20 protein-coding genes are annotated in these 26,037 nt (G+C 61.7%); 14 read left to right on the forward strand and 6 right to left on the reverse strand.

Features of this window, described 5'->3' with window-relative positions:
• Positions 1-198: 198 nt before the first annotated feature.
• Together yegS and KUV41_RS11890 are read left to right on the forward strand one after the other, a co-directional pair.
• Positions 199-1,128 (forward strand): lipid kinase YegS, encoded by a 930-nt coding sequence (gene yegS / locus KUV41_RS11885; protein ID WP_206944855.1) that lies wholly within the window; start codon positions 199-201, stop codon positions 1,126-1,128.
• 226 nt (positions 1,129-1,354) lie between these two features.
• On the forward strand, positions 1,355-2,164 hold the full coding sequence (locus KUV41_RS11890; protein ID WP_222486309.1) for a hypothetical protein: 810 nt from the start codon (positions 1,355-1,357) through the stop codon (positions 2,162-2,164).
• 172 nt (positions 2,165-2,336) lie between these two features.
• On the opposite strand, the gene KUV41_RS11895 is transcribed toward KUV41_RS11890, so the two are convergent.
• Positions 2,337-2,543, reverse strand: coding sequence for a cold-shock protein (locus tag KUV41_RS11895; RefSeq protein WP_206944852.1), 207 nt, complete (start codon positions 2,541-2,543; stop codon positions 2,337-2,339).
• Positions 2,544-2,911: 368 nt separating this feature from the next.
• On the opposite strand from KUV41_RS11895, the gene KUV41_RS11900 reads away from it, so the two are divergent.
• Together KUV41_RS11900 and KUV41_RS11905 are read left to right on the forward strand one after the other, a co-directional pair.
• Positions 2,912-3,334 (forward strand): NINE protein, encoded by a 423-nt coding sequence (locus KUV41_RS11900; protein WP_224852177.1) that lies wholly within the window; start codon positions 2,912-2,914, stop codon positions 3,332-3,334.
• Positions 3,331-3,990 carry a LysE family translocator gene (locus tag KUV41_RS11905; protein WP_409995802.1) on the forward strand — a complete coding sequence of 220 codons (660 nt, stop codon included), beginning with the start codon at positions 3,331-3,333 and terminating at the stop codon, positions 3,988-3,990. Before KUV41_RS11900 ends, KUV41_RS11905 begins: the two co-directional genes overlap by 4 nt.
• 173 nt (positions 3,991-4,163) lie before the next feature.
• Here KUV41_RS11905 and KUV41_RS11910 read toward each other — a convergent pair whose 3' ends face one another.
• Positions 4,164-6,107: a transglycosylase SLT domain-containing protein gene (locus KUV41_RS11910; RefSeq protein WP_222486313.1), complete on the reverse strand. Its 1,944-nt coding sequence runs from the start codon at positions 6,105-6,107 to the stop codon at positions 4,164-4,166.
• A gap of 68 nt (positions 6,108-6,175) precedes the next feature.
• On the opposite strand from KUV41_RS11910, the gene KUV41_RS11915 reads away from it, so the two are divergent.
• From KUV41_RS11915 to pflA, 5 genes are all read left to right on the forward strand, one after another.
• Positions 6,176-6,712, forward strand: coding sequence for a YkvA family protein (locus tag KUV41_RS11915; protein WP_315900582.1), 537 nt, complete (start codon positions 6,176-6,178; stop codon positions 6,710-6,712).
• 212 nt (positions 6,713-6,924) lie between these two features.
• Complete coding sequence (locus KUV41_RS19530; RefSeq protein WP_261396025.1) at positions 6,925-7,923, forward strand: PaaI family thioesterase; 999 nt, start codon at positions 6,925-6,927, stop codon at positions 7,921-7,923.
• A gap of 231 nt (positions 7,924-8,154) precedes the next feature.
• Positions 8,155-10,059, forward strand: coding sequence for a molecular chaperone HtpG (gene htpG, locus KUV41_RS11930; protein WP_222164335.1), 1,905 nt, complete (start codon positions 8,155-8,157; stop codon positions 10,057-10,059).
• A gap of 398 nt (positions 10,060-10,457) precedes the next feature.
• Positions 10,458-12,734 carry a formate C-acetyltransferase gene (gene pflB / locus KUV41_RS11935; protein WP_222486315.1) on the forward strand — a complete coding sequence of 759 codons (2,277 nt, stop codon included), beginning with the start codon at positions 10,458-10,460 and terminating at the stop codon, positions 12,732-12,734.
• A 95-nt stretch (positions 12,735-12,829) separates the two neighbouring features.
• Positions 12,830-13,573 (forward strand): pyruvate formate-lyase-activating protein, encoded by a 744-nt coding sequence (gene pflA / locus KUV41_RS11940; protein WP_222486317.1) that lies wholly within the window; start codon positions 12,830-12,832, stop codon positions 13,571-13,573.
• Positions 13,574-13,706: 133 nt separating this feature from the next.
• Here the strand turns inward: pflA and sstT are convergent, their stop codons facing one another.
• The 3 genes from sstT to trpB form a co-directional block, all read right to left on the reverse strand.
• Positions 13,707-14,936 carry a serine/threonine transporter SstT gene (sstT, locus tag KUV41_RS11945; RefSeq protein WP_222486345.1) on the reverse strand — a complete coding sequence of 410 codons (1,230 nt, stop codon included), beginning with the start codon at positions 14,934-14,936 and terminating at the stop codon, positions 13,707-13,709.
• Between the two features lie 298 nt (positions 14,937-15,234).
• Positions 15,235-16,080, reverse strand: coding sequence for a tryptophan synthase subunit alpha (gene trpA, locus KUV41_RS11950; protein WP_261396026.1), 846 nt, complete (start codon positions 16,078-16,080; stop codon positions 15,235-15,237).
• Between the two features lie 27 nt (positions 16,081-16,107).
• Positions 16,108-17,355 (reverse strand): tryptophan synthase subunit beta, encoded by a 1,248-nt coding sequence (gene trpB / locus KUV41_RS11955; protein ID WP_222486319.1) that lies wholly within the window; start codon positions 17,353-17,355, stop codon positions 16,108-16,110.
• Positions 17,356-17,499: 144 nt separating this feature from the next.
• On the opposite strand from trpB, the gene KUV41_RS11960 reads away from it, so the two are divergent.
• From KUV41_RS11960 to KUV41_RS11980, 5 genes are all read left to right on the forward strand, one after another.
• The gene (locus KUV41_RS11960; RefSeq protein WP_261396027.1) at positions 17,500-18,447 is read left to right on the forward strand and encodes a LysR family transcriptional regulator; all 948 of its coding nucleotides are present in this window, start codon (positions 17,500-17,502) and stop codon (positions 18,445-18,447) included.
• 212 nt (positions 18,448-18,659) lie between these two features.
• Complete coding sequence (locus KUV41_RS11965; RefSeq protein ID WP_222486321.1) at positions 18,660-19,157, forward strand: hypothetical protein; 498 nt, start codon at positions 18,660-18,662, stop codon at positions 19,155-19,157.
• A 24-nt stretch (positions 19,158-19,181) separates the two neighbouring features.
• Positions 19,182-21,536, forward strand: a complete 2,355-nt coding sequence (locus KUV41_RS11970; RefSeq protein ID WP_222486323.1) for an ATP-binding protein — start codon at positions 19,182-19,184, stop codon at positions 21,534-21,536.
• A 199-nt stretch (positions 21,537-21,735) separates the two neighbouring features.
• Positions 21,736-22,266: a molybdopterin-dependent oxidoreductase gene (locus tag KUV41_RS11975; protein WP_261396028.1), complete on the forward strand. Its 531-nt coding sequence runs from the start codon at positions 21,736-21,738 to the stop codon at positions 22,264-22,266.
• Positions 22,267-22,272: 6 nt separating this feature from the next.
• Positions 22,273-24,510: an ATP-binding protein gene (locus tag KUV41_RS11980; RefSeq protein WP_222486325.1), complete on the forward strand. Its 2,238-nt coding sequence runs from the start codon at positions 22,273-22,275 to the stop codon at positions 24,508-24,510.
• A gap of 120 nt (positions 24,511-24,630) precedes the next feature.
• Here the strand turns inward: KUV41_RS11980 and KUV41_RS11985 are convergent, their stop codons facing one another.
• Complete coding sequence (locus tag KUV41_RS11985; protein ID WP_222486327.1) at positions 24,631-25,899, reverse strand: threonine ammonia-lyase; 1,269 nt, start codon at positions 25,897-25,899, stop codon at positions 24,631-24,633.
• Positions 25,900-26,037: the final 138 nt, after the last annotated feature.

Consider the following 26,037-nt stretch of genomic DNA (forward strand, 5'->3'; position numbering starts at 1 on the left):
GGATGCGTTGTCAGCATGGTGGCGGATATGTGCGTGTTGATGCCACATTGATGCATGTCCCCCTCTGCGAGCTAAAATGCGACTGCGGTGCCAAGTCAAGATAAACGGTGGCAGAGGCGTTGCCCTGTCCACGTGGAGAGCAAACCGCACCAGGATGTGCGATTTACATGAACCCCTTGTGAAGAAGGAACTGTCAGGATGACCCAGCCGCCGGGCACCAATCGGCTGATCCTTAATGGACAATCATCGCAGCTGCCGGAGGTCCGCAGTGCGGTGTTTGCGTGCCGGCGCGGGGGGCTCGATGTGGATGTTCGCGTCACTTGGGAGAAAGGAGACGGCGAGCGTCAGGCCACCCAGGCTGGTCGCGATGGCGTCAAGCGAGTGATCGCAGGGGGCGGCGATGGCACCGTACATGAAGTCGTCAATGGTCTGATGCAGCTGCCCCGCAAGGACCGTCCGGAGTTGGCCATCATGCCCTTAGGTAGCGCCAACGATCTGGCCAAGTCATTGGGCTTGCCTTTGGGTCAGGCCGCGTCACTGGATGCGGCATGCCGCTTGCCCAGCCGCTGGATCGATATACCGCGTCTCAACGACCGTTACTTTATCAACATGGCCACCGGCGGGTTCGGCGCGGAAATTACCACGTCCACCCCCCGGCCGCTGAAAAGGCTGATGGGTGGCGGCGCCTACTCGGTGTTTGGTGCCTTCAAGGCCTGGCGCTATCAGCTCTATCAGGGGCACCTGGCCTGGGACGGAGGCGAGAGTCGTGCGGGCATCTTTCTGCTGGGAATTGGCAATGGCATCCAGGCTGGTGGAGGCCAGCAGCTGACCCCGGCAGCGCGGCTGGACGACGGACTGTTCGATGTGCTGCTGGTGCGGGACTTTCGCTCTCTGCGACAGCTTAAGGCCATGATGAGCGAGCTACGTGCGCGGCCCTACCACGGTCAGTATGTCGATGCCTTTCGCAGTGCCTGGCTGCGCTTCGAGGCGGATGGGGAGGCACGTTTGCCTCTGACGCTGGACGGCGAGGCCTGCTACCAGCAGGCCTTTGAAGCCCAGGTCATGCCATTGGCGCTGCGGCTGACCATGCCGGACAGCTGTCGCATGGCATCACCACGTGGCGAGTAGCCTTGGTGTAGTTAGTCTTGATGTAGCTGGTATTGATGTAGAGAGCCCTGATGTGACCAGCATTCAGTGAGCCGTCCCGCGGCGAGGGGCGGCGGTTGGTCGGTCAGCGTTGCACCTCATCAGCGCCTTTGCTGCAATATTTGTGAACGTTTGCGGTCCAAGGTGACATCGATGGATGTTGCCCGCAGTCGTATCAACAGGAGCCCCATGACATGGAGAGAAGACAATGGCAGTGACCCCGCGAGTGGCGGTGGCCGTGGTGGCCCTCAGCATCCCGCTGTGGTTGAGCGGGTGTGAGGGTGAAGACCCAGAGGCCACGACTCAGACCAGCAGTGCGGAAACTGTGGCTGGTGAGGACTCCTCGTCAGCGCCTGAGGCGGCAACAGATGAAGCGCCAGGCGACACGCTGGCGTCTCAAGGGGACAGTGCCGTGGATACGGCGTCTGAGGGTGATGCATCGCAACGCCCTGAATCGGCAGAAGACGATGCGTCCAGCAATGCTGCTGCAGGCTCCGATATGCCTGAGGGTGCCAGCGTGGAGCTGGGCAGCAGCGCAACCGATACCCTGCAGTCCGAGCAGGCCGTGCCTGGTGAGGCCAGCCGTTCCGACGTTGACGCGATCCTCGAGGAAACCGAGCGCCGGTTTGAAGAGGCCAGCCGCAAAATCGATGAAGCGTATCAGCAAGCGGAGGCGTCGGCCCCGGACAGCTCCGGTGCGCAAGCGGCAAGCGTCGATGCTTCGGCGCCTGAGCCGACCAGTGCCGTCGATGACAGCGGCGATGGGGCGGCCAGCGCTTCACCGCTGGCAGATGGTGATGGGCAAGGCGGCGCCAGCAGTGCGCCTGGCAATGACTCCAGCGAGGTCGATGCCATCCTGCAAGAGACCGAGCGGCGTTTCGAAGAGGCCAGCCGCAAGATCGATGAGACGTTTGAAGAGGCCGAACGACAGGTGCCGGAGACGACCCCTGTCGAGACCAGCGGGAGCGGCCCCACCTACAAGGTGGACGTCAACGCTGAAGGCGAGATCGAGCAGTAGCCGCCCGTACCTTAGTCTCTGGGCTCATACGCTCATAAGAAAGGCCCACCTCGCGGTGGGCCTTTCCGTTACGACGCCGGGTCCAATCCATCATGCTGACAGGTTGTTCCGATGTCGCGGTACTGCATCGCGGGAACAGTATTCCCGCGTCAAGATGTGACTTGCACGAAGCTTAGTCAGCGATCTTGATGTTGGAGGCCTGAAGGCCTTTCTTGCCCTGGGTCACTTCGAAGGAGACCTTCTGGCCGTCCTGCAGGGACTTGAAGCCTTCAGCCTGAATCTCGGAGAAGTGGGCGAACAGGTCGTCACCGCCGTCGTCCGGAGAGATGAAGCCGTAGCCCTTAGTGTCGTTGAACCACTTGACAGTGCCAGTTGCCATTGTCGATTTCCTTAACTCGCTAAATGATGGTGCTGGTGCAGCCACAGGGGAGCTTTTCTCCCATCATGTGGTCTGAACCCTAGTGCGTGGGCATGACAAGAAAGAAGGGCGCATTGCGTGTTTCGACAATAGATTGTTCGAACTACCACTGACGACGTTTCCACTTGCTGTCCTACGCTGCGACTCAATCAGCACATTCTCGACGTGTTTGAGAGACACCGCTGGAACGGTTTCTTCAGACAAGCGAGAATGGCCTACCTCGACCCGCCAAGTTACTGTAGATCGAAAGGTCTGCAGCGTCCAGCGGCACGCGTGTTATGGCGTGTCGACGGACCTGACGACAGGGATTCAACGTAAAAGGAATCTGCATGACTGCTCCTGCGATGTACAACGACGACACCCATTCCAAGGTAGTGGGCTACCTGCTGTGGTTGTTCGGTTTTCTCGGTGCGCACCGGTTCTATTACGGCAAGCCGGTGACGGGAACCATCTGGTTCTTGACGCTTGGCCTATTCTTCATTGGGTGGATCATTGATCTGTTCTTGATTCCGAGCATGGATCGGGAGGCGGATCTGCGCTTTCGCGGTGGACCGACCAACTACACGGTGGCCTGGGTGCTGCTGACCTTCCTTGGCGTGTTTGGTCTTCACCGCTTCTACATGGGCAAATGGGTGACCGGAATCATCTATCTGCTGACCGGCGGCCTGTTTCTGGTTGGCATTCTGTATGACTTCTGGACCCTGAACGACCAGATTTCTCTCAAGCACGCCGAGAACCCCGGAGCGCAATGACCATGGCGGAGTGGATGGACGGGCAATTGCTGGCGTTTGTCGTGGCGATCACGCTGCTGAGCGTGACGCCCGGCATCGATACGCTGTTGGTGATTCGAAATACGGCGCGGGGCGGCCTGCGTGATGGTGTGGTTACCAGCATGGGGATCTGCTCTGGTCTGTTTGTCCACGCCACGGTTTCGGCCCTGGGTGTGTCACTGATTCTGCTGCAGTCGGCGTGGGCCTTCTCTGCGCTGAAGCTGGTGGGCGCTGCCTATCTGGCGTGGCTCGGAGTGGCTAGCTTGCGTCAAGCCTGGAAGGGCGGCGGCCTGGAAGTGGCGGCGGTCAGCGGCACCTCGCGGCAAGCGGTTCCGATGTGGCGCCCCCTGCGGGAAGGGCTTCTGTCCAATGTGTTGAACCCCAAGACCGTCGTGTTCTACATGGCCTTTCTGCCGCAGTTCATCGCGCCCACGGATCCCGCCTTGCTCAAGTCGCTGTGGCTGGCGGGCATCCACTTCATCATCGCGAACGTCTGGCAGATTTTGGTCGCGGTGCTGGTGGGAAGCGCCAGCCACTGGCTGGCACGGCCCGCGTTCTCCCGGGTGCTCAATGGCTTGACCGGGGGCGTGCTGGTGGCGTTTGGTATCAAGTTGGCGCTGACCAGGGCGCCGGCGTAAGGCCGGGCCGAATAGGCGGCCGCCCGGTCGATTCCTGCGCTGAAGGCGTTCGGCTTGCGCTAGCGCAAGGTGGCAGCGTAGAGAGACATGGCAAACAAACAGGGTAACGAAAAGCCCCGGTCCAATTGGACCGGGGCTTTTCTGTGGGGAGGTAACGGTACGCCTATGCTGGTTCAGCGCCTGACCATGCCAGCATCGTAGCGTGCCGTCTTCTCTGCGGGCGTCAGCACCTGCACGCCCTGGGTCGACCCCTTGGCAAGGCTCTCGAACACCACGCGGTATTCGAGCACGGCGCGCACATAGCGACGCGTTTCCTTGAACGGGATCTCTTCGACGAACAGATCAAACTCGCCAGGCGACCGCGCCAGCCAGTTGTCGACCCGGTGGGGCCCCGCGTTGTAGGCAGCCGCCGCCGCAATGCGGTTGCCCGAGTAGCGAGCGATCATATCCCGGATATAGGTGCTGCCGAGGCGAATATTGGTGGCGGGATCCAGCACCCCATAGGGCCCAGGGTCGCCGATCCCCACCTGCCGTCCGACCAGTGCGGCGGTACCCGGCATCAGCTGCATCAGACCACGGGCGCCTGCCGGCGACAGCGCCTCGGGGTTGTAGGCACTCTCGCGTCGGGCAATGCCCATCAATAGGTAGGGATCCACCGCATTGGCCTGGCCCCAGCGCTGGAAGTCAGCGCGATAGGCTTCCGGAAAACGCCAGGGCAGGGCGTCCAGCATCTTGCCGACGATGGTAGTCTGCACCAGGCGCACGTGCCAGCCCCTGGAGGCGGCATAGTCAGCCAGGCGCCGCGCATCGGCGGGGCTGGCCTTGCGCACCGCGTGGTACCACTCCAGGTTCGCCAGTCCCTCCTGCCCGACGCGCAGCAGGGCTTCCGTGCGGCGCACCGTGGGCCAGTTCGCGACCTGAGAGCGTTCCGCATCGCTGGAGTGATGGCTTTCCATATTGAGGTTGTAGGGCTGCCCCAGGCGGTCTGCTGCGACGAAACCGAAGAAGTCTCGCTGCCCGGCTGCGCGAGTAAAGGCTGCCTGTGCGGCGGTCTGCTGGCCGCGCAGAGTCAGCGCACGTCCAAGCCAGTATTGCCAGCGGGCCTTGCCTTGCACCTCCGCGGGCATGGCGGCGACCGTGCGTTCCAGCGCCCCCCAGTCGCGGTCGCGGATGGCCAGGCGCGCCCTGAGTTCAAAGACTTCGGCATCCTGCTGCGCCGGCAAGGCGCCATCGATCCAGCCAAGCAGTTCGCGCTGGTCACGCCGTAGGGCGTGATACATGATCTCGCGCTCGAGGGACTGGCGCGCTTGCGCGGACAGGTTCACCCGTGTCGATACCTGTTGCCAGCCGTTGAGCGCAGAGGCCGCCGACGTTTCCGCACCAGCGATGACGGCGGCACGCACAAAGTCCTCTGTGCCGGCGCAGTTCGGCCCGACACAGCTGCCTACGCTGGCCAGACGGGAGGGGCTGATCTCCACGCTTTGTTGTGCAGCTACTGCACTGCTCCAGGCCGGCCCGAGCTGGCGGCCGAGATAGCTGACCAACCCGTCTTCGCCGTTTTCCCAAGCCAGCATCATGCGCTGGAAGATCTCCAGGTCGCCGATGTCGCCCCTGGCCCGTAGCGTCGAGAATAGCGTGTCGCAGGCATCTGGCTGGGAGCTGCCGACGTTCCACAGCTCGCGTCCCCCTTGTGCGGCCTGGGAGGGATTCTGGCCGAGTTGAGCGGTGTAGTAGTAACACTGCTCTGCCGTGGTCGCCGGAACGCCGTTGGCCACGGCGAGCAGGTCGCCGTAGCGACCGGCACGGCCATAGCGCAGGATGGCCTGTTCGCGCATCCAGTCACCGAGGGGAGCGTCGGCATTGGCGGAGATGTAGCCCAGCACCTCCTGGGGGGAGGCGTTGGGCAGACGGTCGCGCAGGCGATAGTACGCCACGTAGCCCTCGAGTTCGTGACCACGTATGGCAGCGTCGTTGATCTGCTGGAAGTTACCGCTGCGAGCAGCTTCCAGGGCACTGCGCATGGCGCCATCGCTGGCCTGGGCAGAGGCCAGCGACGGTGTACAAAGGGCCGTCGCGGCCAGCAGTGGCGCTAGGCGGCGAAACAGGGCGAATGGCATTGAGACCCTCCTGGTCCTGAGGTGATGACACGATTGCCTGGGCGCGCCTGAGTGCGCCTGGAGGCTCCATGGTGACCGAACATGGGAAGCTTGAACAGTCATGTTATCTGACGCTGAAGCTTGACCCAGAACAGGTCCGCCTCCATGTTGACAGTGTCGAGGCCGAAGCCCAGGACATCGTCCACAAAGGCCGGCTGCTGTCACCGCTGCAGGCGTTTGACGAGACCTGCATCCAGGAGGTTGTTGAGATGTCCCTGTTTGACCGTGTCCCTGTGATAGGACGTCTTTCCCAGCGTTCGAGAGCCTTCAAGCACATCTTGAGGGCCTTGAAGCTGTTCATTCCGATGCTCCAGGATGTGCTCGGCGGACGTTATCGCCCAGTGCCTTGGTCCGCCTTTGGCTGGATGGCGGCGGCCTTGGCCTACCTGGTGTCTCCGTTGGATCTTGTTCCGGACGTGCTGCTGCTGTTTGGTCTCGTCGATGACGTGGTCATTGTCGGGTGGTTGCTGACCAAGGTGGACGCGAGTCTGGCAGATTACCGGGCCTGGCGTGGCGACGTCGAAGAGGACGCGCAGCGGGAAGAGCGGGATATCAGTGATCTGTAGTCTGCCCGGTTGACCCGTCGGCAGCGCTGAGCGGTGGTGGAATGCCCTGCCGCCGCCAGGCCCACTGTTCTTGGGTAAGTCTTCATAGATACGTCTTCATGGATACGTCGTCATGGGTAGCTAGACCCATCGTTCATAGGTAAAAAGGCGAATGGTGGACCTGAAGGGTTCTGACTAGGCTGTCAGTCAAACGTTTGACTATGGCGCTCGTCATGTCCGCACAAGAAGATGCTTTCGCTTCACCTTCCTTTTCGCTGTGGCGCCAGGCTCTTCAGCGATTTATCGATGTCATTCCGCACACCCACATGCTGGAGATGCAGGTCACCTCGGTGGACGAGGAGGGCGTTACGCTGTATCTGCCCTGGCATCCGCTGTTGTCGGGAGATCGCCAACGAGGACTGGTGCACACGGGGGTCCTCAGCATGCTGCTTGACACCGCCTGTGGCGCGTCCGTGCTGACCGCGTTGCCCCAGCCCGAGGTATGCCCGACCCTGGACCTGCATATCAGCCACCGCCGCCCCGGTATCGAGGAATGGCCGCTGTGGGTCAAGGCCAGAGCCGATGCGGTATCGTCCAGTGTCGTGTTCACCGAGGCTCAGGCATGGCAGCAGGATGGACAGCCACTGGCCCGAGCGAGCGGGCATTTCGCCAGGTTAGGACCCCGCAACACGCCTCCTGGATTTGCCGATGCCATGTTTGCCGGTCTCGCGGAGTCGGATGAATCGCCGGCTGTACCACCGACCCCGGTGATGGCGGCCCGTGGCAGCAGCGATGCCCTGGATCCACTGCTGTTAGAGGCGGGCATCAACGATGATAACCTCGCCCCCTGGATAGCGCAGATACCTTACGCAGGGCAGCTCGGGGTGTCGGCCTGTCGCGACGATGAGGGGCTCTGTTTTGCGCTGGAGGCGCGGTCTTCCAATATCGGTAACCCCATGCTGCCTGCGCTTCACGGTGGTGTCGTGGCGGCATTCATGGAAACGGCTGCGGCCCTGCATACGCTCAGCCAGTCCCGCCAGCCACGCCTCCCTCGGTTGGTCAATGTGACCGTGGACTACCTGGCACCCGCTGCGGTGAAACCGACCCGTGCCCGCTGTCGCCTGGTACGCGAGGGGCGTCGTATGGTCAATGTGGACACATGGGCGTGGCAGGATGACGAAGCGACCCCGATCGCCCGCGCGCGCATGAGCTATGTGTTAGATCCCGCCTAGCGTGTGCTGAATCCTGAAGCGTATGTGCCGGAACCAGCGCCAAGGGGTGCGCTGCGGGCTTGAAAAGACAGCGTCTAGCCCCATATCGATGATCAATTGAAGATCGTACGGCGTTGAGCGAGCGCCGACAGGGGATGCCCTGACGCCTCGCTACCCGCGTCGCACACTCTGGAACGCCAGTGTCCCGGCACTGGTCCGGAAAACGCTATGTCGAAAGGGGTTCGACCTACCATGACCACCGCTACTCACGAAGAAACTCTGGGCTTTCAGACCGAGGTCAAGCAGCTTCTCAACTTGATGATCCACTCGCTGTATTCCAACCGCGAGATCTTTCTTCGGGAGCTGATTTCCAACGCAGCGGATGCCTGCGACAAGCTCCGTTACGCCGCTCTGGACAACGACGCCCTGTATGAAGGCGACAGCGAACTGCGTGTCGAGATCGAGCACGACAGTGACGCCAAGACGGTGACGATTCGTGACAACGGTATCGGCATGAATCGCGACGATGTGATCGCCAACCTCGGCACGATCGCCAAGAGCGGCACCGCGGAGTTCCTGAATCAGCTATCTGGCGAGCAGCAGAAGGACGCCAAGCTGATCGGTCAGTTCGGTGTCGGGTTCTACTCGGGCTTTATCGTCGCCGACGAGATCACGGTGCGCACGCGCAAGGCGGGAGACGCAGCGGATGCGGGCGTCGAGTGGCGTTCGAAGGGCGAAGGTGAGTTTGTGGTGGCCGAGCTTGAGCGCGAGAAGCACGGTACCGAGATCATCCTGCACCTGAAGGATGATGCCAGCGAGTTCGCCGATGACTATCGCCTGCAAAGTCTGGTGCGCAAGTACTCCGACCACATCGAAGTGCCGGTGAAAATGCCGCGCACGGAAAAGGCGACCGACGACGAAGGCAATGAGGTCGACGGTAGTGAAGTCACCACCTGGGAGACCATCAACGAGGCGACAGCGCTGTGGGTTCGTCCCAAGGGCGAGGTGTCGGATGATGAGTACAAGGCCTTCTACAAGCATGTGGCTCATGACTTCTCCGACCCGCTGGCCTGGAGCCATAACAAGGTCGAAGGCAACCTGGAGTACACCAGCCTGCTGTACGTGCCGGGCCGTGCTCCCTTCGACCTGTACGAGCGTGATGGCGCCCGTGGGGTGAAACTGTATGTGCAGCGTGTGTTCATCATGGACGACGCTGAGCAGTTCCTGCCGCTCTACCTGCGCTTCATCAAGGGCGTGCTGGATACCCGCGACCTGTCGCTGAACGTGTCCCGCGAACTGCTGCAGCAGGATCCCAAGGTCGACAAGATCAAGTCCGCGCTGACCAAGCGTGCGCTGGACATGCTGAAGAAGCTGTCGAAGGACAAGGAGGCCTATCAGAGCTTCTGGAACACCTTTGGCGCCGTGTTGAAGGAAGGCCCGGCGGAAGACTTCGCCAACCGCGACAAGATCAGTGGCCTGCTGCGCTTCTCCAGTACTCACACCGACAGCGCCACCCAGGACCAGTCACTGGCCGACTATGTCGAGCGGATGAAAGAGGGACAGGACAAGATCTATTACATCGTCGCCGACGGCTTCAATGCGACCAAGAATAGCCCCCATCTTGAGATCTTCCGCAAGAAGGGTATCGAGGTACTGCTGCTGCACGACCGGATCGATGAGTGGCTGATGAGCCACCTTACCGAGTTCGATGGCAAGAAGCTGGTCGATGTGGCCAAGGGCGACCTCGATCTTGGTGATGTCGAGAACGAGGAAGAGAAGAAGGCCCAGGAGGAGACCGCCAAGGCCAAGGAAGACCTGGTCAAGCGGGTGAAAGAGGCACTGGGAGACGAGGTTCAGGAGGTCAAGGTCACCCATCGCCTGACGGATTCTCCTGCCTGTGTGGTCCTGCCTGAGCACGAGATGGGCTTCCAGATGCGCCGCATCATGGAAGCAGCGGGCCAGAGCCTGCCGGAGGTCAAGCCGATCCTCGAACTCAACCCGGAGCATGCGCTCGTCGCGCGTCTCGAAGCGGCCGGCGACGAGGGTTTTGCCGATCTCGCCAGGATTCTGCTTGATCAGGCGATTATCGCCGAGGGCGGCCATCTCGATGATCCCGCTGCCTACGTCAAGCGTCTGAATGCCTTGCTCAGCGCCTGACAACAGGCCGGCAGATTGATCGGCGTACCTCTGGGTACATAGCGCCATCGTTGCGCCAGGGCGGCGCCACCTTCGGGTGGCGTCGCCTTTTTATGGCGCGCTCTGCTCGCTGACACATCCGCTTGTTTATCCTCCCTGATGCGCTAAATCACCAGTTGCGCCGCGACCTTATTGGACGCTGATACGGGTCAAGTCCGGGCTGTCCATCTACTGCTAAAGTCGAATGGTCCCGCTGGGGCAGAGGCTGTCTCGCCCAGCAAGAGCGCTGCATCCACGTCACCATCGAAGTGACGACCGCGCTGCCACCGATCTTCAAGCTTTGCTGCCCCCTCCGATGGATAGAGGGGCGCAGTGAATCTGCACTAGTTTCGTATTTCCTTTTGTTAAGGGGCAAGTCGATGAAAGAGCAATTCGCACAGGCGTGGGAAGGGTTTGCGGGCACCGCGTGGAAAGAGGGGGTCAACGTACGCGACTTCCTGCTGGCCAACGTGACGCCCTATGAAGGCGACGAGCATTTTCTGGTGGCAGAGCCCGCCACGAGCACCCGCGCACTGTGGGACCGGGTCATGGAGGGCATCAAGCAGGAGAATGCCACCCACGCGCCGCTGGACTTCGACACCTCGCTGGTGTCCTCCATCACCGCCCATGACGCCGGCTACATCGATGCGTCTCTCGAGACCATTGTCGGTCTGCAGATCGAGGCACCCTTGAAGCGGGCCATCATGCCCAATGGTGGGATCAAGATGGTGGAAGGGTCCTGTCAGGCCTACGGCCGCGAGCTGGATCCGCAGGTGAAGAAGATCTTCACCGAGTTTCGCAAGACCCATAACCAGGGCGTGTTCGATGTCTACACTCCGGACATCCTCAAGTGTCGCAAGTCCGGCGTGCTGACAGGACTCCCTGATGCCTACGGACGCGGCCGCATCATCGGTGACTATCGCCGGGTCGCGCTTTACGGTGTCGACTTCCTGATGGCCGACAAACAGGCCCAGTTTGCTTCTCTGCAGTCACGCTTTGAACAGGGCGATGATCTGGAGGCGGTCATTCAGCTGCGCGAAGAGGTCGCCGAGCAGTATCGTGCGCTGGACCAGCTGAAAGAGATGGCGGCCAAGTACGGCTTCGATATCTCGGTGCCGGCCACCACGGCTCAGGAAGCCATTCAGTGGACCTACTTCGGCTACCTGGCTGCGGTGAAGTCCCAGAATGGCGCGGCCATGTCGCTGGGGCGTACCTCCAGCTTCCTCGACATCTACCTGGAGCGCGATCTGAGCCAGGGAGTGATCGATGAAGTGGGGGCCCAGGAGCTGGTCGACCACTTCATCATGAAGCTGCGCATGGTGCGCTTCCTGCGCACGCCTGAGTACGACGAACTGTTTTCCGGCGACCCCATCTGGGCGACCGAGTGCCTGGGGGGCATGGCCCAGGACGGACGCACGCTGGTCACCCGTACCAGCTTCCGTTTCCTCAACAGTCTGTACACCATGGGGCCAAGTCCTGAGCCCAACCTGACCGTGCTGTGGTCAGAGCAGCTGCCAGAGGGGTTCAAGCGCTACTGCGCCAAGGTGTCTATCGACACCTCGTCGATCCAGTACGAGAACGACGATCTGATGCGCCAGGACTTTGCCTCCGATGACTACGCGATAGCCTGCTGCGTGTCCCCCATGGTGATCGGCAAGCAGATGCAGTTCTTCGGCGCTCGTGCCAACCTGGCCAAGACGCTGCTGTACACGATCAACGGTGGCGTCGATGAGAAGCTCAAGATTCAGGTGGGGCCAAAGAGCGAGCCGATCCGTGATGATGTGCTGGACTTCGATGACGTCTGGCAGCGCATGGATGGTCTGATGGACTGGCTGGCACGGCAATACGTCACCGCGCTGAATGCCATCCACTACATGCACGACAAGTACAGTTACGAAGCGGCCCTGATGGCGCTGCATGATCTTGACGTCAAGCGCACCATGGCCTGCGGTATCGCCGGGCTATCGGTGGCGGCGGATTCACTGTCCGCGATCAAGTATGCCACCGTGCGCCCAGTGCGCGACGAAGACGGTGTGGCGGTGGATTTCGAGATCGACGGTGACTACCCGTGTTTTGGCAACAACGATGCACGGGTTGATGATATCGCCTGTCAGCTGGTGGAAGTCTTCATGAACAAGATTCGCCAGCTCAAGACCTACCGTGGCGCCGAGCCTACCCAGTCTGTGCTGACCATCACCTCCAATGTGGTCTACGGCAAGAAAACCGGTACTACGCCGGACGGGCGTCGCGCCGGCGAGCCTTTTGCGCCGGGAGCAAACCCGATGCATGGACGTGACACCAAGGGGGCAGTGGCATCGCTGACGTCGGTGGGCAAGCTGCCCTATGCCCATGCCAAGGATGGTATCTCGTACACCTTCTCGATCGTGCCCAAGGCGCTGGGCAAGGACGAAGGCACGCAGCGTGGCAATCTGGCCGGCTTGATGGACGGCTATTTCCACCACAGCGATCGCCAGGAAGGTGGCCAGCACCTGAACGTCAACGTGCTCAACCGCGAGATGCTGGAAGACGCCGTGGTCCATCCCGACAAGTACCCGCAGCTGACGATTCGGGTGTCCGGCTACGCGGTGCGCTTCAACTCGCTCACCGCAGAACAGCAGCGGGACGTGATCAGCCGTACCTTCACCGAGACGCTCTAGGGCGTACTGCCCAAGACTCGCCCTGAGGCCGCGACAGCGGCCTCCCTCTGGCTCCGGGAATTTTCCCCGGAGCCCTTTTCTTGCGAGGCCACGCCATGTCCCGTATCGGCCGTCTTCATCATCTCGAGAGTTGCGGTGCCGTCGATGGCCCCGGTATCCGCTTTCTGGTCTTTCTTCAGGGTTGCGTGATGCGCTGTCAGTACTGCCAAAACCGGGATAGCTGGGATCTGAAAGGAGGACGCGAGGTCAGCGTGGAAGAGGTCATGGCGGAAGCGCGAACCTATCTACCGTTCATGCGCGCCTCCGGAGGGGGCATCACCTGCAGCGGGGGGGAGGCGCTGCTGCAGCCAGCCTTCGTGCGGGATCTGTTCGTGGCCGCCAAGGCAGAGGGGATGCACACCTGTCTCGATACCAACGGCTACGCCTGCCATTACGACGATGTGCTCGATGCACTGCTTGATGCCACCGACCTGGTGTTATTGGACATCAAGCATGTCGAGGAAGGGGCCCATCGCGTGCTGACGGGGATTTCCCCCCGTCGACCCTTCGCCTTCGCACACCATCTGGCGGCGATCGGCAAGCCGACCTGGATTCGACAGGTGATTGTGCCGGGCCATACCGATAGCGACGAGATGATGCACCGACTCGGCCAGTTTATTCAGACCCTGGATAACGTCGAGCGGGTCGAGCTGCTGCCTTACCATGGTCTGGGCGAGTACAAGTGGGAGGAGCTGGGACAGCACTATCCGCTGGCCGGACTTGAACCTCCGAGTCGCGAGACCATGGAGCGCCTGGTGGCGATTGCCGCTCGCTATCATCCGCAGGTGGTGGCGGGCTGAGTGACGGCGTCATGTGTTTAAACAAGCCTGTCCAGCAAGCCCGCTAAGCAACGCCCATTCAGCAAGCCTACCAAGCAAAGCCCCCGTCACCGCAGGGTGACGGGGGCTTGGTTCGTGCAGCCGCAGGACGGGGTCAGTCGACGGCTGTGCTGCGCTCGGCTCTGCGGCTGGCGGCGGCGGTGAACAGCACATCGGTGGACGAGTTAAGCGCGGTCTCCGTGGAATCCTGCACCACGCTGATGACAAAGCCGATCGCGACGACCTGCATGGCCACATCGGCGGATATGCCGAACAGGCTGGCCGCCATGGGAATCAGCAGTAGCGAGCCACCTGCGACACCCGAGACTCCGCAAGCGGCAAGCGCCGAGACGATGCACAGCAGCAGTGCGGTGGCAAAATCGACGCTGATGCCGAGGGTGTGGGCGGCCGCCAGTGTGATCACCGTGATCGTGATGGCCGCACCGGACATGTTGATGGTGGCACCCAAGGGGATCGAGATGGAATAGGTGTCCTCGTCCAGCTCCAGGCGCTTGCACAACTCCATGTTGACCGGAATGTTGGCGGCGCTTGAGCGTGTGAAGAAGGCGGTGATGGCACTACCGCGAAGGCAGCTGAATACCAGAGGGTAGGGGTTCTTGCGGGTGGTCAGGAAGACGATCAAGGGGTTCGTGACCAGCGCCACGAATACCATGCAGCCGACGATGACGGACAACAGGCGGCCATATTCCATCAGTGCGCCGATGCCGGCTTCGGCCAGGGTGCCGGCGACCAGGCCAAAGATGCCGAGCGGTGCCAGGCGGATCACCCAGCGGACGAGGGTAGAGACCGCGTCGGACAGGTCATTGATCATTCCCTTGGTGGCGGACTGAGCGTTTCTCAGCACCAGGCCGAGGCTGATGGCCCAGACCAGAATAGCCACGAAGTTGGCTTCCATCAGCGCGGCAACCGGGTTGGCGACGGCACTGAGCAACAGGTTGCGTAGGATTTCGATCACGCCGCCGGGAGGGTTGCCGCTGGCCTGGGCGGTATCCAGCGTCAATTCTGTGGGAAACAGGAAGCTTGCGGTGACGGCCACCAGAGCGGCCACCAGGGTGCCGGCAAGATACAGCATGAGCACGCTGTGGATCTGGGTCTGACGACCTCGCTGGTGGTTGGCGATGGCGGCCATCACCAGCACAAACACCAGCACAGGCGCAACGGCCTTCAGGGCAGAGATAAAGACCTGCCCGAGCAGCGAGACCGATGCCGCAAGGTCTGGGGACAGGGTGGCGACAACAATACCCAGCAAGATGCCGATCACAATCTGGGGTATCAGCCCCAACCGGTTCAGTGCCTTGAAGGGGACGCTCAGGGTGTTGGACATGACTCTGATCTCGAAGCGTGGTGTGTGCATCGACCGTCTCGCGCAGACGGATGGGGTGGCTTGTGGCCGGAAGGGGCGGGATTCTACCATCGCTGACCCGTATTACGGGTTCGACTTAAGCATGAGAATGGCAGAAAGAATATCGCGGGAGCAGACGTCAGGCAGAGGACTGGACGTCGATATCGCGGGTTTCTGGCAGGAATCGCCGTGATTGTTGCTCTGGACCCATCATGGTAGAGGGCATAAAGACTCGACCACTCCGCGGGAGTGGTCGAGTGATACATGACAAGTGCCCGTGTTAGCGGGAGGGAGCGTGACCTGCCTGGGCCAGCGCGTTGGCAAGCTCGCGCGTCAGCTCCAGCACCGCCTGGGTGCCTGCCTGGGGTGTCTCTCCGCTGGCCTGGGCATCTATCAGAGCGGAGCCGACCACCACGCCATCGGCAAAGGCGCCAATCTCCTTGGCCTGGGCGGCGGTGCGAATGCCAAACCCGACGGCGACGGGAATGTCGCTGTGAGTACGGAGGCGATCCAGCTCCTGCTTGACCCGCTCCGCACTAGGCGCTGCACCACCCGTCACGCCATTGCTGGAGACGTAGTAGAGAAAGCCTGACGTGTTGGCGAGCACGCTGGGTAAACGTTCGGCGTCGGTCGTCGGGGTGGCCAGACGAATAAAGTTCAGACCAGCCTTGGCGGCGGGCAGGCACAGCTCGTCATCGTGCTCCGGCGGCAGGTCCACCACGATAAGGCCATCGACCCCGGCGGCCTTGGCCTGATCGAGGAAGCGCTCAACGCCGCGAGCGTAGATGGGGTTGTAGTAGCCCATCAGTACCACCGGCGTGAGAGTGTCGACTCGGCGGAGTTCGCGCACCATCTCCAGGGTGCGGTCCATGGTCTGACCGCCCTCCAGCGCACGCCGAGTAGCGTGCTGAATGGCGGGGCCATCTGCCATGGGGTCGGTGAACGGCATGCCAAGTTCGATCACATCGGCCCCGGCCTCGCCCAGGCCCTTGAGGGTCGCGAGGCTGGTAGCGTAGTCGGGATCACCGGCGGCGATATAGGTCACCAGGGCGGCGCGGCCTTGCTGGCGGGTAGCGGCAAAGCGCTGAGCCAGGCGTCCTTGTGAAGTGGCTGGGGATGTCATCATGTCTCTCCTGAGGATAAGGGGCGCAGGTCAGACCGGGCCATTGGCGGTGTCGAGCCCTAATTCTTCAGCCAAGCATTGCGTCGCGGTGGTCATGTCCTTGTCGCCGCGACCGCTGAGGTTCACCACCATCAGATGATCCTGGGGGAGGCCGGGCGCACGTTTGATCACTTCTGCCAGGGCATGGGACGACTCCAGCGCAGGAATGATGCCTTCCTTACGGCACAGCAAGGTGAACGCGTCCAGCGCCTCGCGGTCACTGGCGGCCACGTACTCGGCACGCTCAATGGCATGCAGCCATGCATGCTCGGGACCAATGCCGGGGTAGTCGAGGCCGGCGGAAATCGAGTGTGCATCGCTGATCTGTCCCTCCGCATCCTGCAGCAGGAAGGTGCGATTGCCATGCAGCACGCCTGAACGTCCGCCTTTCAGGCTGGCGGCGTGACGAGGAGTGTCGAGCCCCTCGCCAGCAGCCTCTACGCCAATCAATGCCACGTCCGGATCATCCAGGAAGGGATGAAACAGTCCCATGGCGTTGGAGCCGCCGCCGATGCAGGCCACCAGGGAGTCGGGCAAGCGTTGTTCCTTGTCGAACAGCTGCTCGCGAACCTCCTGGCCGATGACCGACTGAAAGTCACGCACCATGGCAGGATAGGGATGAGGGCCGGCCACCGTGCCGATGATATAGAAGGTGGTATCGACGTGGGTGACCCAGTCTCGCAGGGCCTCGTTCATGGCATCCTTCAGGGTCCCATCGCCGGCGGTCACGGGAATCACCTTGGCGCCAAGCAGCTGCATGCGCTGTACATTGGGTTGCTGGCGGTGGATGTCGGTGCTGCCCATGTAGATGATGCACTCCATGCCGAAGCGTGCCGCCACGGTGGCGGTCGCTACACCGTGCATGCCTGCCCCGGTTTCGGCGATGATGCGACGCTTGCCCATGCGGCGTGCCAGTAGAATCTGGCCAAGGGCGTTGTTGATCTTGTGGGCACCGGTATGCATCAAGTCCTCGCGCTTGAGGTAGATGCGTGCGCCACCCAGATGCTCGGTCAGACGTTCGGCAAAGTACAACGGACTCTTGCGGCCCACGTAGTCTTCAGAAAGCCGTGCCAGCTCGTCGGCGAACAGCGGGTCCTGACGAGCTGCGTCATATTCCCGCTGCAGGTCAAGAATCAACGGCATCAGTGTCTCGGCAACAAAGCGTCCCCCGAAGTCACCAAAGAACCCTCTTGAGTCGGGCCCCTGGCGGAGGCTCTGTGTCGTGTCGTGTTGGCTCATCGGAAGCTCCAAAGCTGTCGCGGCGCGACCAGCGCCATGGGTGTCGAGGCCAAGAATAACCGCTGACGGGCACCTGAAAAATCGATATCGTTGCACTAATCTGTGAGAAAAAGTCACATATTTGGCCGTGGGCGGAGGGGCATCATGACAGATCAGGCACGCCGGGGAGCGCCCGTCACCTTGGCAGGGGACAGGCTGCCGTCAATGCGAGCGCTGAGGGCTCTGGAGGCGGTAGCGGAACTGGGCAGCGTGTCCCGGGCCGCGACCGCGTTGCACCTTACCCACGGGGCCGTGAGCCGTCAGATCAAGGGGCTTGAGCAGCAGCTGGGTGTGCACCTGCTGGAAAGAGAGGGCAGAGGAGTGCGCCTGACCGACGCAGGTCAGGAGCTGGCCGATGCCATCGGCTTTCATCTAGGAGCGCTAGCCAGAGTGTGCAGTGACGTGTCGCAGCGGGGACAGGGGCGCCCCTTTGTGCTGAACTGTCCCGGCTCATTTCTGGCGCGCTGGTTTATCCCGCGCCTGGCGGCGCTGAAGACGGCGCTTCCGACGTTGGAACTGCACCTGAGTGCTAGTGAAGAAGGGGAGGGTGTACCGCCAGGAGCGGACGGTGTGCTGCGGTTCCAGCGCCTGCCCGACAGCCCCGACGAGCGTGCGCTTATTCGAGTGCTGGGGAAGGAGCGTATCGGCCCCGTCCACAGCCCGCACTATCAGATTGCGTCCACTCAAGGGGCGGGCCGGCGGCAGCCGCAGGAGCTCCTGGGGCACCCTTTGCTGCATACTCGCTCGCGGCCGTCAGCCTGGAGTGACTGGTGTTCTCAGCAAGGGATGAGCGTTGAAGGCCTCTCCATGGGACAAGGCTTCGAGCATCTTACCTACATGCTCGAGGCGACACTGGTGGGGCTGGGCGTTGGCATCTCCCCGGACTATCTGGTGGAAGACGACGTGCGTGCTGGGCGTTTGCTTGCGCCCTGGGGGTTCGTGACCACGGAAGCCTGTCTGACCCTGCATTTGGCCTCCGGGGCGCACGGCCCGCGTCATCCTCATGCCAATGATCTGGCGGACTGGTTGGCGGCTGAACTTGGCCGATCATAAGGCGCCGCTGGTGCCATGGCAGAGGGCAAGGGGGGGCATGTCGTCGGGCCATAGCGCACTGGTGGGAGGCATGGGAGACCTTGAGTTTCATCACGTGACGAATTGTGTCCTATGATTTACTATTTTAACATTCGGTACGGCTGAATCAGCATACAAGCGAAGACGATAAGCCGGAAACGCCTCCGAGTATCAAACTCGGCAAAGGGGGAAATGTGCGATATCGCTGGCATCTTGCGGTTCTTGGGCTGACCCTGGTGTCTTCCCTGGCGATGGCGCTTGAGCCGCCTGCTGGCAAACCCTTGCTGAAGGTATCCGGCGATATTGGTATCACCAACGTGGGTGATCAGGCATGGTTTGATCGCGATATGCTGCTTGCGCTGGATCAAGGGCAAATCAGCACCCACCTTCCCTGGTACGACGGAGCATCGGTCTACGACGGTCCACTGCTGATGGCCTTGTTGCAGGCAGTAGACGCTCGCGGCATGGAACTGCGGGTCGCGGCACTGAATGATTTTGCGGCGACTATTCCCGTGGAAGACGCGAGGGATTTCGGCATTATTTTGGCGATGTCTCGCGATGGCAATGCGCTCGAGGTCCGCCATCAAGGCCCTCTGTTCGTCATCTATCCCTTTGATGAGCGGCCCCATCTCTATAACGCGGTATACCTGACGCGCTCGGTCTGGCAAGTGGAGTCCATCGATGTGCGTTGACGTCTGGCGGCCAAGGGCCGAGTCATGCTGAGCTTGCCCTATCGCTCGCGGGTAGCCGCGGCGGCCACCGTGATGTTCTTCGTGGCCGCGTTGGTCGCGGGCGGTTTGACCTTTGATCGCCAGCAGGAACTTCAGCACCGAATCCTGGATACCGTCACCTGGAATCTCTATCAATTCGACCGCATGGTGCGAGAGATGCGCATCCTGGTGGCCGAAGCGCCGGCTGATGCCATAGATGAGCTGGCGCTGGATTTCGAGATTCTGCAAGGGCGTAATGACCTGTTACGACAAGGGCAAACCCGCGCCTTCCTGCGTCAGACCCAGGCCTCCCAAGCGCTTTATCTGCAGAGTGAACAGCTGATTGACGAGCTGGCTGTGCGGGTGGGTGATCTCGTGGCCGGGGCGCCGCTGGATAAAGCGGCAAGAGCGTCACTGCGTCAGACGCTGACGCAGCTGCAGTCTTCAAGTCTCGACATGTTGCTGCAGCATAAGGCTAGTGTGGCTGAGATCCGCACCCGTGACACGCAGTCGTTACTGCGCCTCTATGGCGTGGTGCTGGCCTGTATCGTGTTGATCATGGGGGCTGGCACCGTACTGGTTCTGGCTCTGATGCGTGAAGGACGTGCGCATACGCTCAAGGCCGAGCTGCTCCAGGCGCAGTCTCGCGCATTGAAGGATGCGGTGGAGAGAGCCGAGAGCGCAAGCCGCGCCAAGACCGACTTCATGGCGATCATGAGTCACGAGATGCGCACGCCGTTGAGCGGCGTCATGGGTATGGCTGACCTGCTGCGGGACGAAACTCTGAGTGAACAGGGCAAGCGCCATATCGAGGGCCTCGAGGCCAGTGCGACCGGGCTGAAAAGCGTCATTAACGATGTGCTTGATTTCACTCGTCTGGAAAGCGGGCGCATCGATGTGGAGCAGGAACCCTTTGCCCTGCGGGGAATGCTCGAGCAGGCGACGCTTGGGTATCGTTCACGCCATCAGAGCGACGTACAGTTCTTGATGCGACTGGCCCCTGACCTGCCGGATTGGGTACTTGGCGATCTGCATCGGCTGCGCCAGGTCCTGCAGAACCTGCTCAACAATGCGTTCAAGTTCACGCGCCAGGGCTTCGTGATGCTGCGCGTCAGCCGCGCTCAGGATGAGAGAATTTCGTTTGTGGTCTATGACACGGGATGCGGTATCTCGAAGCAGGATGTGGATCGCGTCTTCGAGCCCTTCGAGCAGTCTGACTCGGTCATGGCCCGACGCCACGATGGTGCCGGCCTGGGGCTTCCCATCGCCCGTAATCTGGTCCGCGCCATGGGCGGAGACCTCAAACTGGACAGCCAGTTGGGCAGTGGCTCCCGCTTCTGGTTCGAGCTGCCATTACCTGCCTGCGACGAAGCGGCGCTGGAGGAGACCTCTGATAGCGCTGCGCTAGAGGCGTTGGCACCGCATCATGTCCTGGTGGTGGATGACAATCCGCTGAATAGCGAGCTGGTGGCCAGTATGCTGGCCCGGCTGGGGCAGTCCTGCGAGCGGGTCGCCAATGGCGAGGAAGCCCTGCAAGTCTTGGCAAAACGCGAGTTTGATCTGGTCTTGATGGACTTGCAGATGCCGGTAATGGACGGATGGGAGACGACCCGGCGGTGGCGTGACAAGGAACGCTCTGGGCGTGGTGTTGATGGCGATGAGGATTACCGCCTGCCGATCATTGCGGTGACGGCCAATGTGCTACCTGAGCATCGCAGGGCGAGCCTGGAGGCGGGCATGGACGACTTGATCGGCAAACCCTTCACGCGCCACGACCTTGCCTGCGTGCTGGAGCGCTATCCTTCACGGGTCTACCCCTCCCTGGACGGCAAGGGCGTTGTCCAACAGGGTGTTGTTCACAAGCCCGCTGATGGCTCTTTCAATAACCCCGCTGATGGCTCTCTCCACAGCCCCGCTGGTGGCTCTTTCCCAAAAGCCGCTGATGGCTCTTTCCACAAACCCGCTGAGGGCTCTTTCCACAAACCCGCTGAGGGCTCTGTCGACCGCCCAGCAGTGATCGCCTCCACCACCCTTCAGGAGTTGCGTTCGATGGTCTCCGCGGATGCTTTGGAGCGCATGGTGCGTGGCTATCTCGCGCGCTTTCCGGCCCGCATCGCGCGTATGTCTCAAGCCCGTGAGGAAGGTGACCTGACGGTGCTGGTGTCCGAGGCCAGCGAGTTACAGCATGCATCCCGTACCCTGGGGTGTCTCGCCGTGGCCGAGGTTGCGCAGCGACTTCTGGACTGCGTTGGGGAGCAGCGGCTGGAGGCGGTCGCGTCCTTGATCCGCGAGCTAGAAGAGATGGGCACCCAGACAGGCCTGGCCTGGCGACACGCTGGAGTGTTCGACAGCTTGCGCTAAACCCGTTTTGCCGCGTGCTTGACTGACTGACCCCAAGGGTTCTGCTCTCACCGTTGTTGCACCGTTGTTGCTCCGTCCGTGGCCGGTTGTGCTGCGCTCAGGGTTGACCCAGAGTTTCCCTTGAGGCAGCACTGGCAGTAGCATATCGCTGATACGGCAAAGTTTCGTAGGGAAACCCGGTGTTCAGCGGAGACATACTATGCAGCGGCAGCAGGGATGGTGCAGCAAAGCAGTACTGACATGGCGACTCATACCTCTGGTGATGTTGCTGCTGGCGACAGTCCCTGCGCTGGCTCTGGAGTCTCCACAGGAACGTGTGATTCTTACGCTGTCGGGTCAGCTTACGTCTCCCAATGTCGGCGAAGAAGCCCATTTCGATGCTCGCATGCTGGAGTCCTTGCCCCAGCATGAAGTGATCACCGGTAATCCTTGGATAGACGGTCAGTCGCGGTTCTCTGGTCCTCTGCTGCGCGATGTGCTCGCTGCTGCTGGTGCCGAAGGCAGTGAGCTGCGTGTGATCGCGATCAAGGACTACGAGTCGTTGATTCCGGCAGAAGATGTCGAACAGCATGACGTGATTCTGGCCATGCGCCGAGACGGCGAGCCCATGCGGATTCGCGACAAGGGCCCGTTGTTTGTTGTGTACCCCTTCGATGATGAGCCTGAGCTCAAGACCAATATCTATTTCAGCCGTTCCGTCTGGCAAGTCGCTCGAATCGAGGTGCGCTGATTGGTCATGCCACAGCTTCTGCGCATCAAGGCGCCCGCCGTTGCCGCCATTGTCTTCATCGTTGCCGTGGTGATCACGGGCGGCTTGATCTATGACCGCAGTAACGCGCTTCACCATCGCGATATCGATACGGTCACCTGGACGCTCTACCAATATGATCGTGCGCTGAGGGATCTGCGGCTGGCGCTGTGGCAGCGGGGCGACACCGAGGTGGAGGAGACCCTGCTTGAGTTCGAGCTGCTCTACGGACGCTTCGTGTTCCTGCTCGAAGGTCAGGCGGCGAATTTTCTGGCTGATCATGCGGCGGCAGGCGACCTGATCAGCGAGATAGAGGGCATCATGCAGTCCTTGGACGATCGCTTTGTCGCGATCGCCGACGGCCAGGTCACCTACGACGAGCCCTTGAGGCGCACCCTGAACAACCGCCTGGCCGAAGCTCAGGAGCTGAGTCGCCGGCTGATGCTGCAGCATGGCAGAGTGTCCGCCGAAGAACGTAGCAGCGACATGCAGGTGCTTGGGCAGCTGTACGTGGCGATGCTGGTCGCTGTTCTGCTATCCCTGTTGGCCGGTGGTGTACTGATCTGGGCACTGGTCAAGGAGGCTCGCCAGCATCGGCAGAAGACGCAGTTGCTGGAAGCCCAGTCTGAAGCGTTGCGCGAAGCCTACCATCGCATGGAGGTGGCAAACCGTGCTAAGTCCGACTTCATGGCAATCATGAGTCATGAGATCCGCACGCCCCTCAACGGAGTGCTGGGCATGGCGGACTTGCTGCACGATGAAGCACTCAGTGAGCAGGGGCGTCGGCAAATCGAAGGGTTGCGGGACAGTGCTGCTGGGCTGCGATCGGTCATTAACGATGTGCTGGACTATACCCGCATCGAGGCAGGTCATCTGGCCGTCGAGCGCCAGCCCTTCCACCTGCCCAGAATGCTCGACCAGTTGGCCACGGGATATCAAACCCAGAGCAGTAGCGGTGTCCAGTTTCTTATGCGGGCGGCCCCGAAGCTTCCGGCCTGGGTGGATGGTGATGTGCACCGGCTTCGCCAGGTGTTGATGAACTTGCTCAACAATGCCTTCAAGTTCACCGAGAGTGGCTTCGTCATGCTGAGGGTCGCTGACAAGGGCGATGACGTGCTGACCTTCATGGTCTATGACACCGGCTGCGGGATCGCCGAGGAAGATCAGCAACGTATCTTCGAGCCCTTTGCGCAGACCGACTCCGCATTGTCACGGCGCCACGAAGGGGCGGGGTTGGGCTTGGCCATCTGCTCTCAGCTGGTGGCGGCCATGGGCGGAGAGCTCAAGGTGGAAAGCCAGCCTGGGTCAGGCAGCCGTTTCTGGTTCGATCTCAGCCTGCCGGTGGTAGAGGGTGTGGAAGAGGTGGCTGGCTCTACCTCCCCGCAGGCCCTGTCCTGTCGTCATATCCTGGTGGTTGAGGACAATGCTCTGAATCGGGAGCTGGTGGCAGCAATGTTGACGCGGCTGGGCCAGACCTGCGAGCTGGTGGGCAATGGTCAGCAGGCGTTGGAAGTGCTGATGCAGCGTGATTTTGACCTGGTGCTGATGGACATGCAGATGCCGGTGATGGATGGGTTGGAGACGACCCGTCGCTGGCGCGCCCACGAGCAGTCGCAGGCTGAGCAGGGGCGTCGGGTCCGGCGGCTGCCGGTCATTGCGGTCACCGCCAACGTGATGCCCGAGCACCATCGTGCCTGCCTGGATGCGGGGATGGATGATGTCATCGGAAAGCCATTCTCCCGAAGAGAGCTGGCCGAGATGTTGCGTCAGTACGGTCAGCCAGACAGCGCTGACGCCGATGCTGCTGAAGCGGCAGGCGGTGAGGCTCTTACGCCGACGGTCGTGGCCCCGATGCTGGAAACCCAGATCAGCGTGGACGAGACCTTGCTGTCGGGCGATGCCGTAGAGGAGCTGCGTCAGGTGCTCTCACCGCAGGCCCTAAGTCGCATGATCGCCAGCTATCTGCAGCGCTTTCCAGGCCGGCTGGGAGAGATGCGTGACGCACTGGCGCAGCGTGACCACGGGCAGCTGGCGCAGCTGGCCCACGATATCAAGGGGATCTCTGCCTCGCTGGGATGTCAGGCGGTCGAGGCTCAGGCTGCCCGTGTCGAACAGCTGGCGCAGGCGGGGCAGGTCACCGAACTGGCTGTCCAGCTCGACGTGCTGGCCCAGCTGGGGCCCGCGACAGGCAATGCACTGCGCACCGCGGGGCTGTTGCGAGAGTGATGCTGGCAGAGAAATGTTAGGGGGGCCCCAGTGGCGATTCACCTGGCGATTTACCTAGCGATTCACGTCGTGATGCCACTGGGGCCATGCGCCTGACTCAGCACTCGCAGTGCTCTGTGCTCAGCGCTGGGAGGTATCCTTTGGCTCGCCAGCGCTGGCGTAGCGTTCATCGGGGTGGACTTCGTTGGCGGGCATCACCGGGTCGTAGCCTTCGCGGCGAAGCGCTGCCAGGACGTCGCGGGTGTGCTCACTGCCGAGGGTTTCCAGGGTGGCCTCCACTTCTGTCGCTCGCAGGGAAAGGTCGGTAAAGGTGCGCTGGTGGGTGATGCTGATGACATTGGCGCGCTGCTCAGCCAGCAGCTGCGTGAGCTCCGACAAGGAACCCGGGACATCCGATATGCCGACCCGCACGCGCACGATCCTGCCGGACCTGACCAGTCCTCGTTGAATCACAGACGATAGCGCCTGCATGTCGATATTGCCGCCGCACAGTACCAGTCCTACCTTGCGACCACGGAAACGCTCGGGTTGGCTCAGCACCGCGGCAAGTCCTGCGGCACCAGCGCCCTCTGCCACCGTCTTCTCGATTTCCAGCAGCATCAGGATGGCGCGCTCGATATCCGCTTCATCGACCAGCAGGATGTCACCGACGTGCTGTCGGATCAGCTCCCGCGTGATCTGGCCGGGCTGCTTCACCGCAATGCCTTCTGCAATGGTGGCACGCCCGCAGTGAATCGGCTCGCCGGCCAGGGCCTGCTGCATGGCAGGGAATCGTGCGGTCTGCACGCCAAGAAGATCGATGGAGGGGTTAAGTCCCTTGGCCGCGACGGCGTTGCCTGCCATAAGCCCACCACCGCCGATGGGAATGACCAGCGCCTCGAGCGACGGCTCGTCCTCCAGCATTTCGAGTGCGATAGTGCCCTGGCCTGCCATCACCTTCTCATCGTCGTAGGGATGGACGAAGACGTAGTCATGTTCGGCGGCCAGGCGCGCCGCGTAGGCACCTGCCTCGTCAACGCCATCTCCCTGCAGATGGACCTCGGCCCCCAGAGCACGGGTATTGCTGACCTTCAGGTTTGGGGTGTGGCGCGGCATGACAATGACGGCGTGGATGCCCAGTCGTGAAGCGTGATAAGCCACGGCCTGGGCATGATTGCCGGCTGACATGGCGATGACGCCACGTTTGCGCTCCGCTTCGGTCAGGGCGAGCAGGTGGTTGAGCGCACCGCGTTCCTTGAAGGCAGCGGTGAACTGGTGATTCTCGAACTTGATATACAGCTCGCAACCGGTCAGGCGCGACAGGGTGGCAGAGTGCAGCAACGGGGTGCGCACGATGTGGCTACCAATGGCGTCAGCGGCGTGTCTGACGTCTTCAAGAGTGACGCTCATCTGGGATCTCCAGCGAGTAAAGGGCAGAAGCGGCCTGTCAGCTGACAGGGGCTCGGGCTGCCGTAAAGCGCAGTGTCGATCAGATCACCGCGAGCGGTCCATGCGGTCAAGGCACGGTGTACTGCCAACGATCATCGA

Origin of the sequence: Halomonas sp. DP8Y7-1 (genome assembly GCF_019801685.1) — a bacterium.
Taxonomy (GTDB): Bacteria; Pseudomonadota; Gammaproteobacteria; order Pseudomonadales; family Halomonadaceae; genus Halomonas; species Halomonas litopenaei_A.

Bases quoted from the DNA above. Each gene is read 5' to 3' on its own strand.
- yegS (WP_206944855.1), top strand. From the start codon at position 199: ATGACCCAGCCGCCGGGCACCAATCGGCTGATCCTTAATGGACAATCA.
- KUV41_RS11890 (WP_222486309.1), top strand. From the start codon at position 1,355: ATGGCAGTGACCCCGCGAGTGGCGGTGGCCGTGGTGGCCCTCAGCATC.
- KUV41_RS11895 (WP_206944852.1), bottom strand. From the start codon at position 2,543: ATGGCAACTGGCACTGTCAAGTGGTTCAACGACACTAAGGGCTACGGC.
- KUV41_RS11900 (WP_224852177.1), top strand. From the start codon at position 2,912: ATGACTGCTCCTGCGATGTACAACGACGACACCCATTCCAAGGTAGTG.
- KUV41_RS11905 (WP_409995802.1), top strand. From the start codon at position 3,331: ATGACCATGGCGGAGTGGATGGACGGGCAATTGCTGGCGTTTGTCGTG.
- KUV41_RS11910 (WP_222486313.1), bottom strand. From the start codon at position 6,107: ATGCCATTCGCCCTGTTTCGCCGCCTAGCGCCACTGCTGGCCGCGACG.
- KUV41_RS11915 (WP_315900582.1), top strand. From the start codon at position 6,176: ATGGTGACCGAACATGGGAAGCTTGAACAGTCATGTTATCTGACGCTG.
- KUV41_RS19530 (WP_261396025.1), top strand. From the start codon at position 6,925: ATGTCCGCACAAGAAGATGCTTTCGCTTCACCTTCCTTTTCGCTGTGG.
- htpG (WP_222164335.1), top strand. From the start codon at position 8,155: ATGACCACCGCTACTCACGAAGAAACTCTGGGCTTTCAGACCGAGGTC.
- pflB (WP_222486315.1), top strand. From the start codon at position 10,458: ATGAAAGAGCAATTCGCACAGGCGTGGGAAGGGTTTGCGGGCACCGCG.
- pflA (WP_222486317.1), top strand. From the start codon at position 12,830: ATGTCCCGTATCGGCCGTCTTCATCATCTCGAGAGTTGCGGTGCCGTC.
- sstT (WP_222486345.1), bottom strand. From the start codon at position 14,936: ATGTCCAACACCCTGAGCGTCCCCTTCAAGGCACTGAACCGGTTGGGG.
- trpA (WP_261396026.1), bottom strand. From the start codon at position 16,080: ATGATGACATCCCCAGCCACTTCACAAGGACGCCTGGCTCAGCGCTTT.
- trpB (WP_222486319.1), bottom strand. From the start codon at position 17,355: ATGAGCCAACACGACACGACACAGAGCCTCCGCCAGGGGCCCGACTCA.
- KUV41_RS11960 (WP_261396027.1), top strand. From the start codon at position 17,500: ATGACAGATCAGGCACGCCGGGGAGCGCCCGTCACCTTGGCAGGGGAC.
- KUV41_RS11970 (WP_222486323.1), top strand. From the start codon at position 19,182: ATGCTGAGCTTGCCCTATCGCTCGCGGGTAGCCGCGGCGGCCACCGTG.
- KUV41_RS11975 (WP_261396028.1), top strand. From the start codon at position 21,736: ATGCAGCGGCAGCAGGGATGGTGCAGCAAAGCAGTACTGACATGGCGA.
- KUV41_RS11980 (WP_222486325.1), top strand. From the start codon at position 22,273: ATGCCACAGCTTCTGCGCATCAAGGCGCCCGCCGTTGCCGCCATTGTC.
- KUV41_RS11985 (WP_222486327.1), bottom strand. From the start codon at position 25,899: ATGAGCGTCACTCTTGAAGACGTCAGACACGCCGCTGACGCCATTGGT.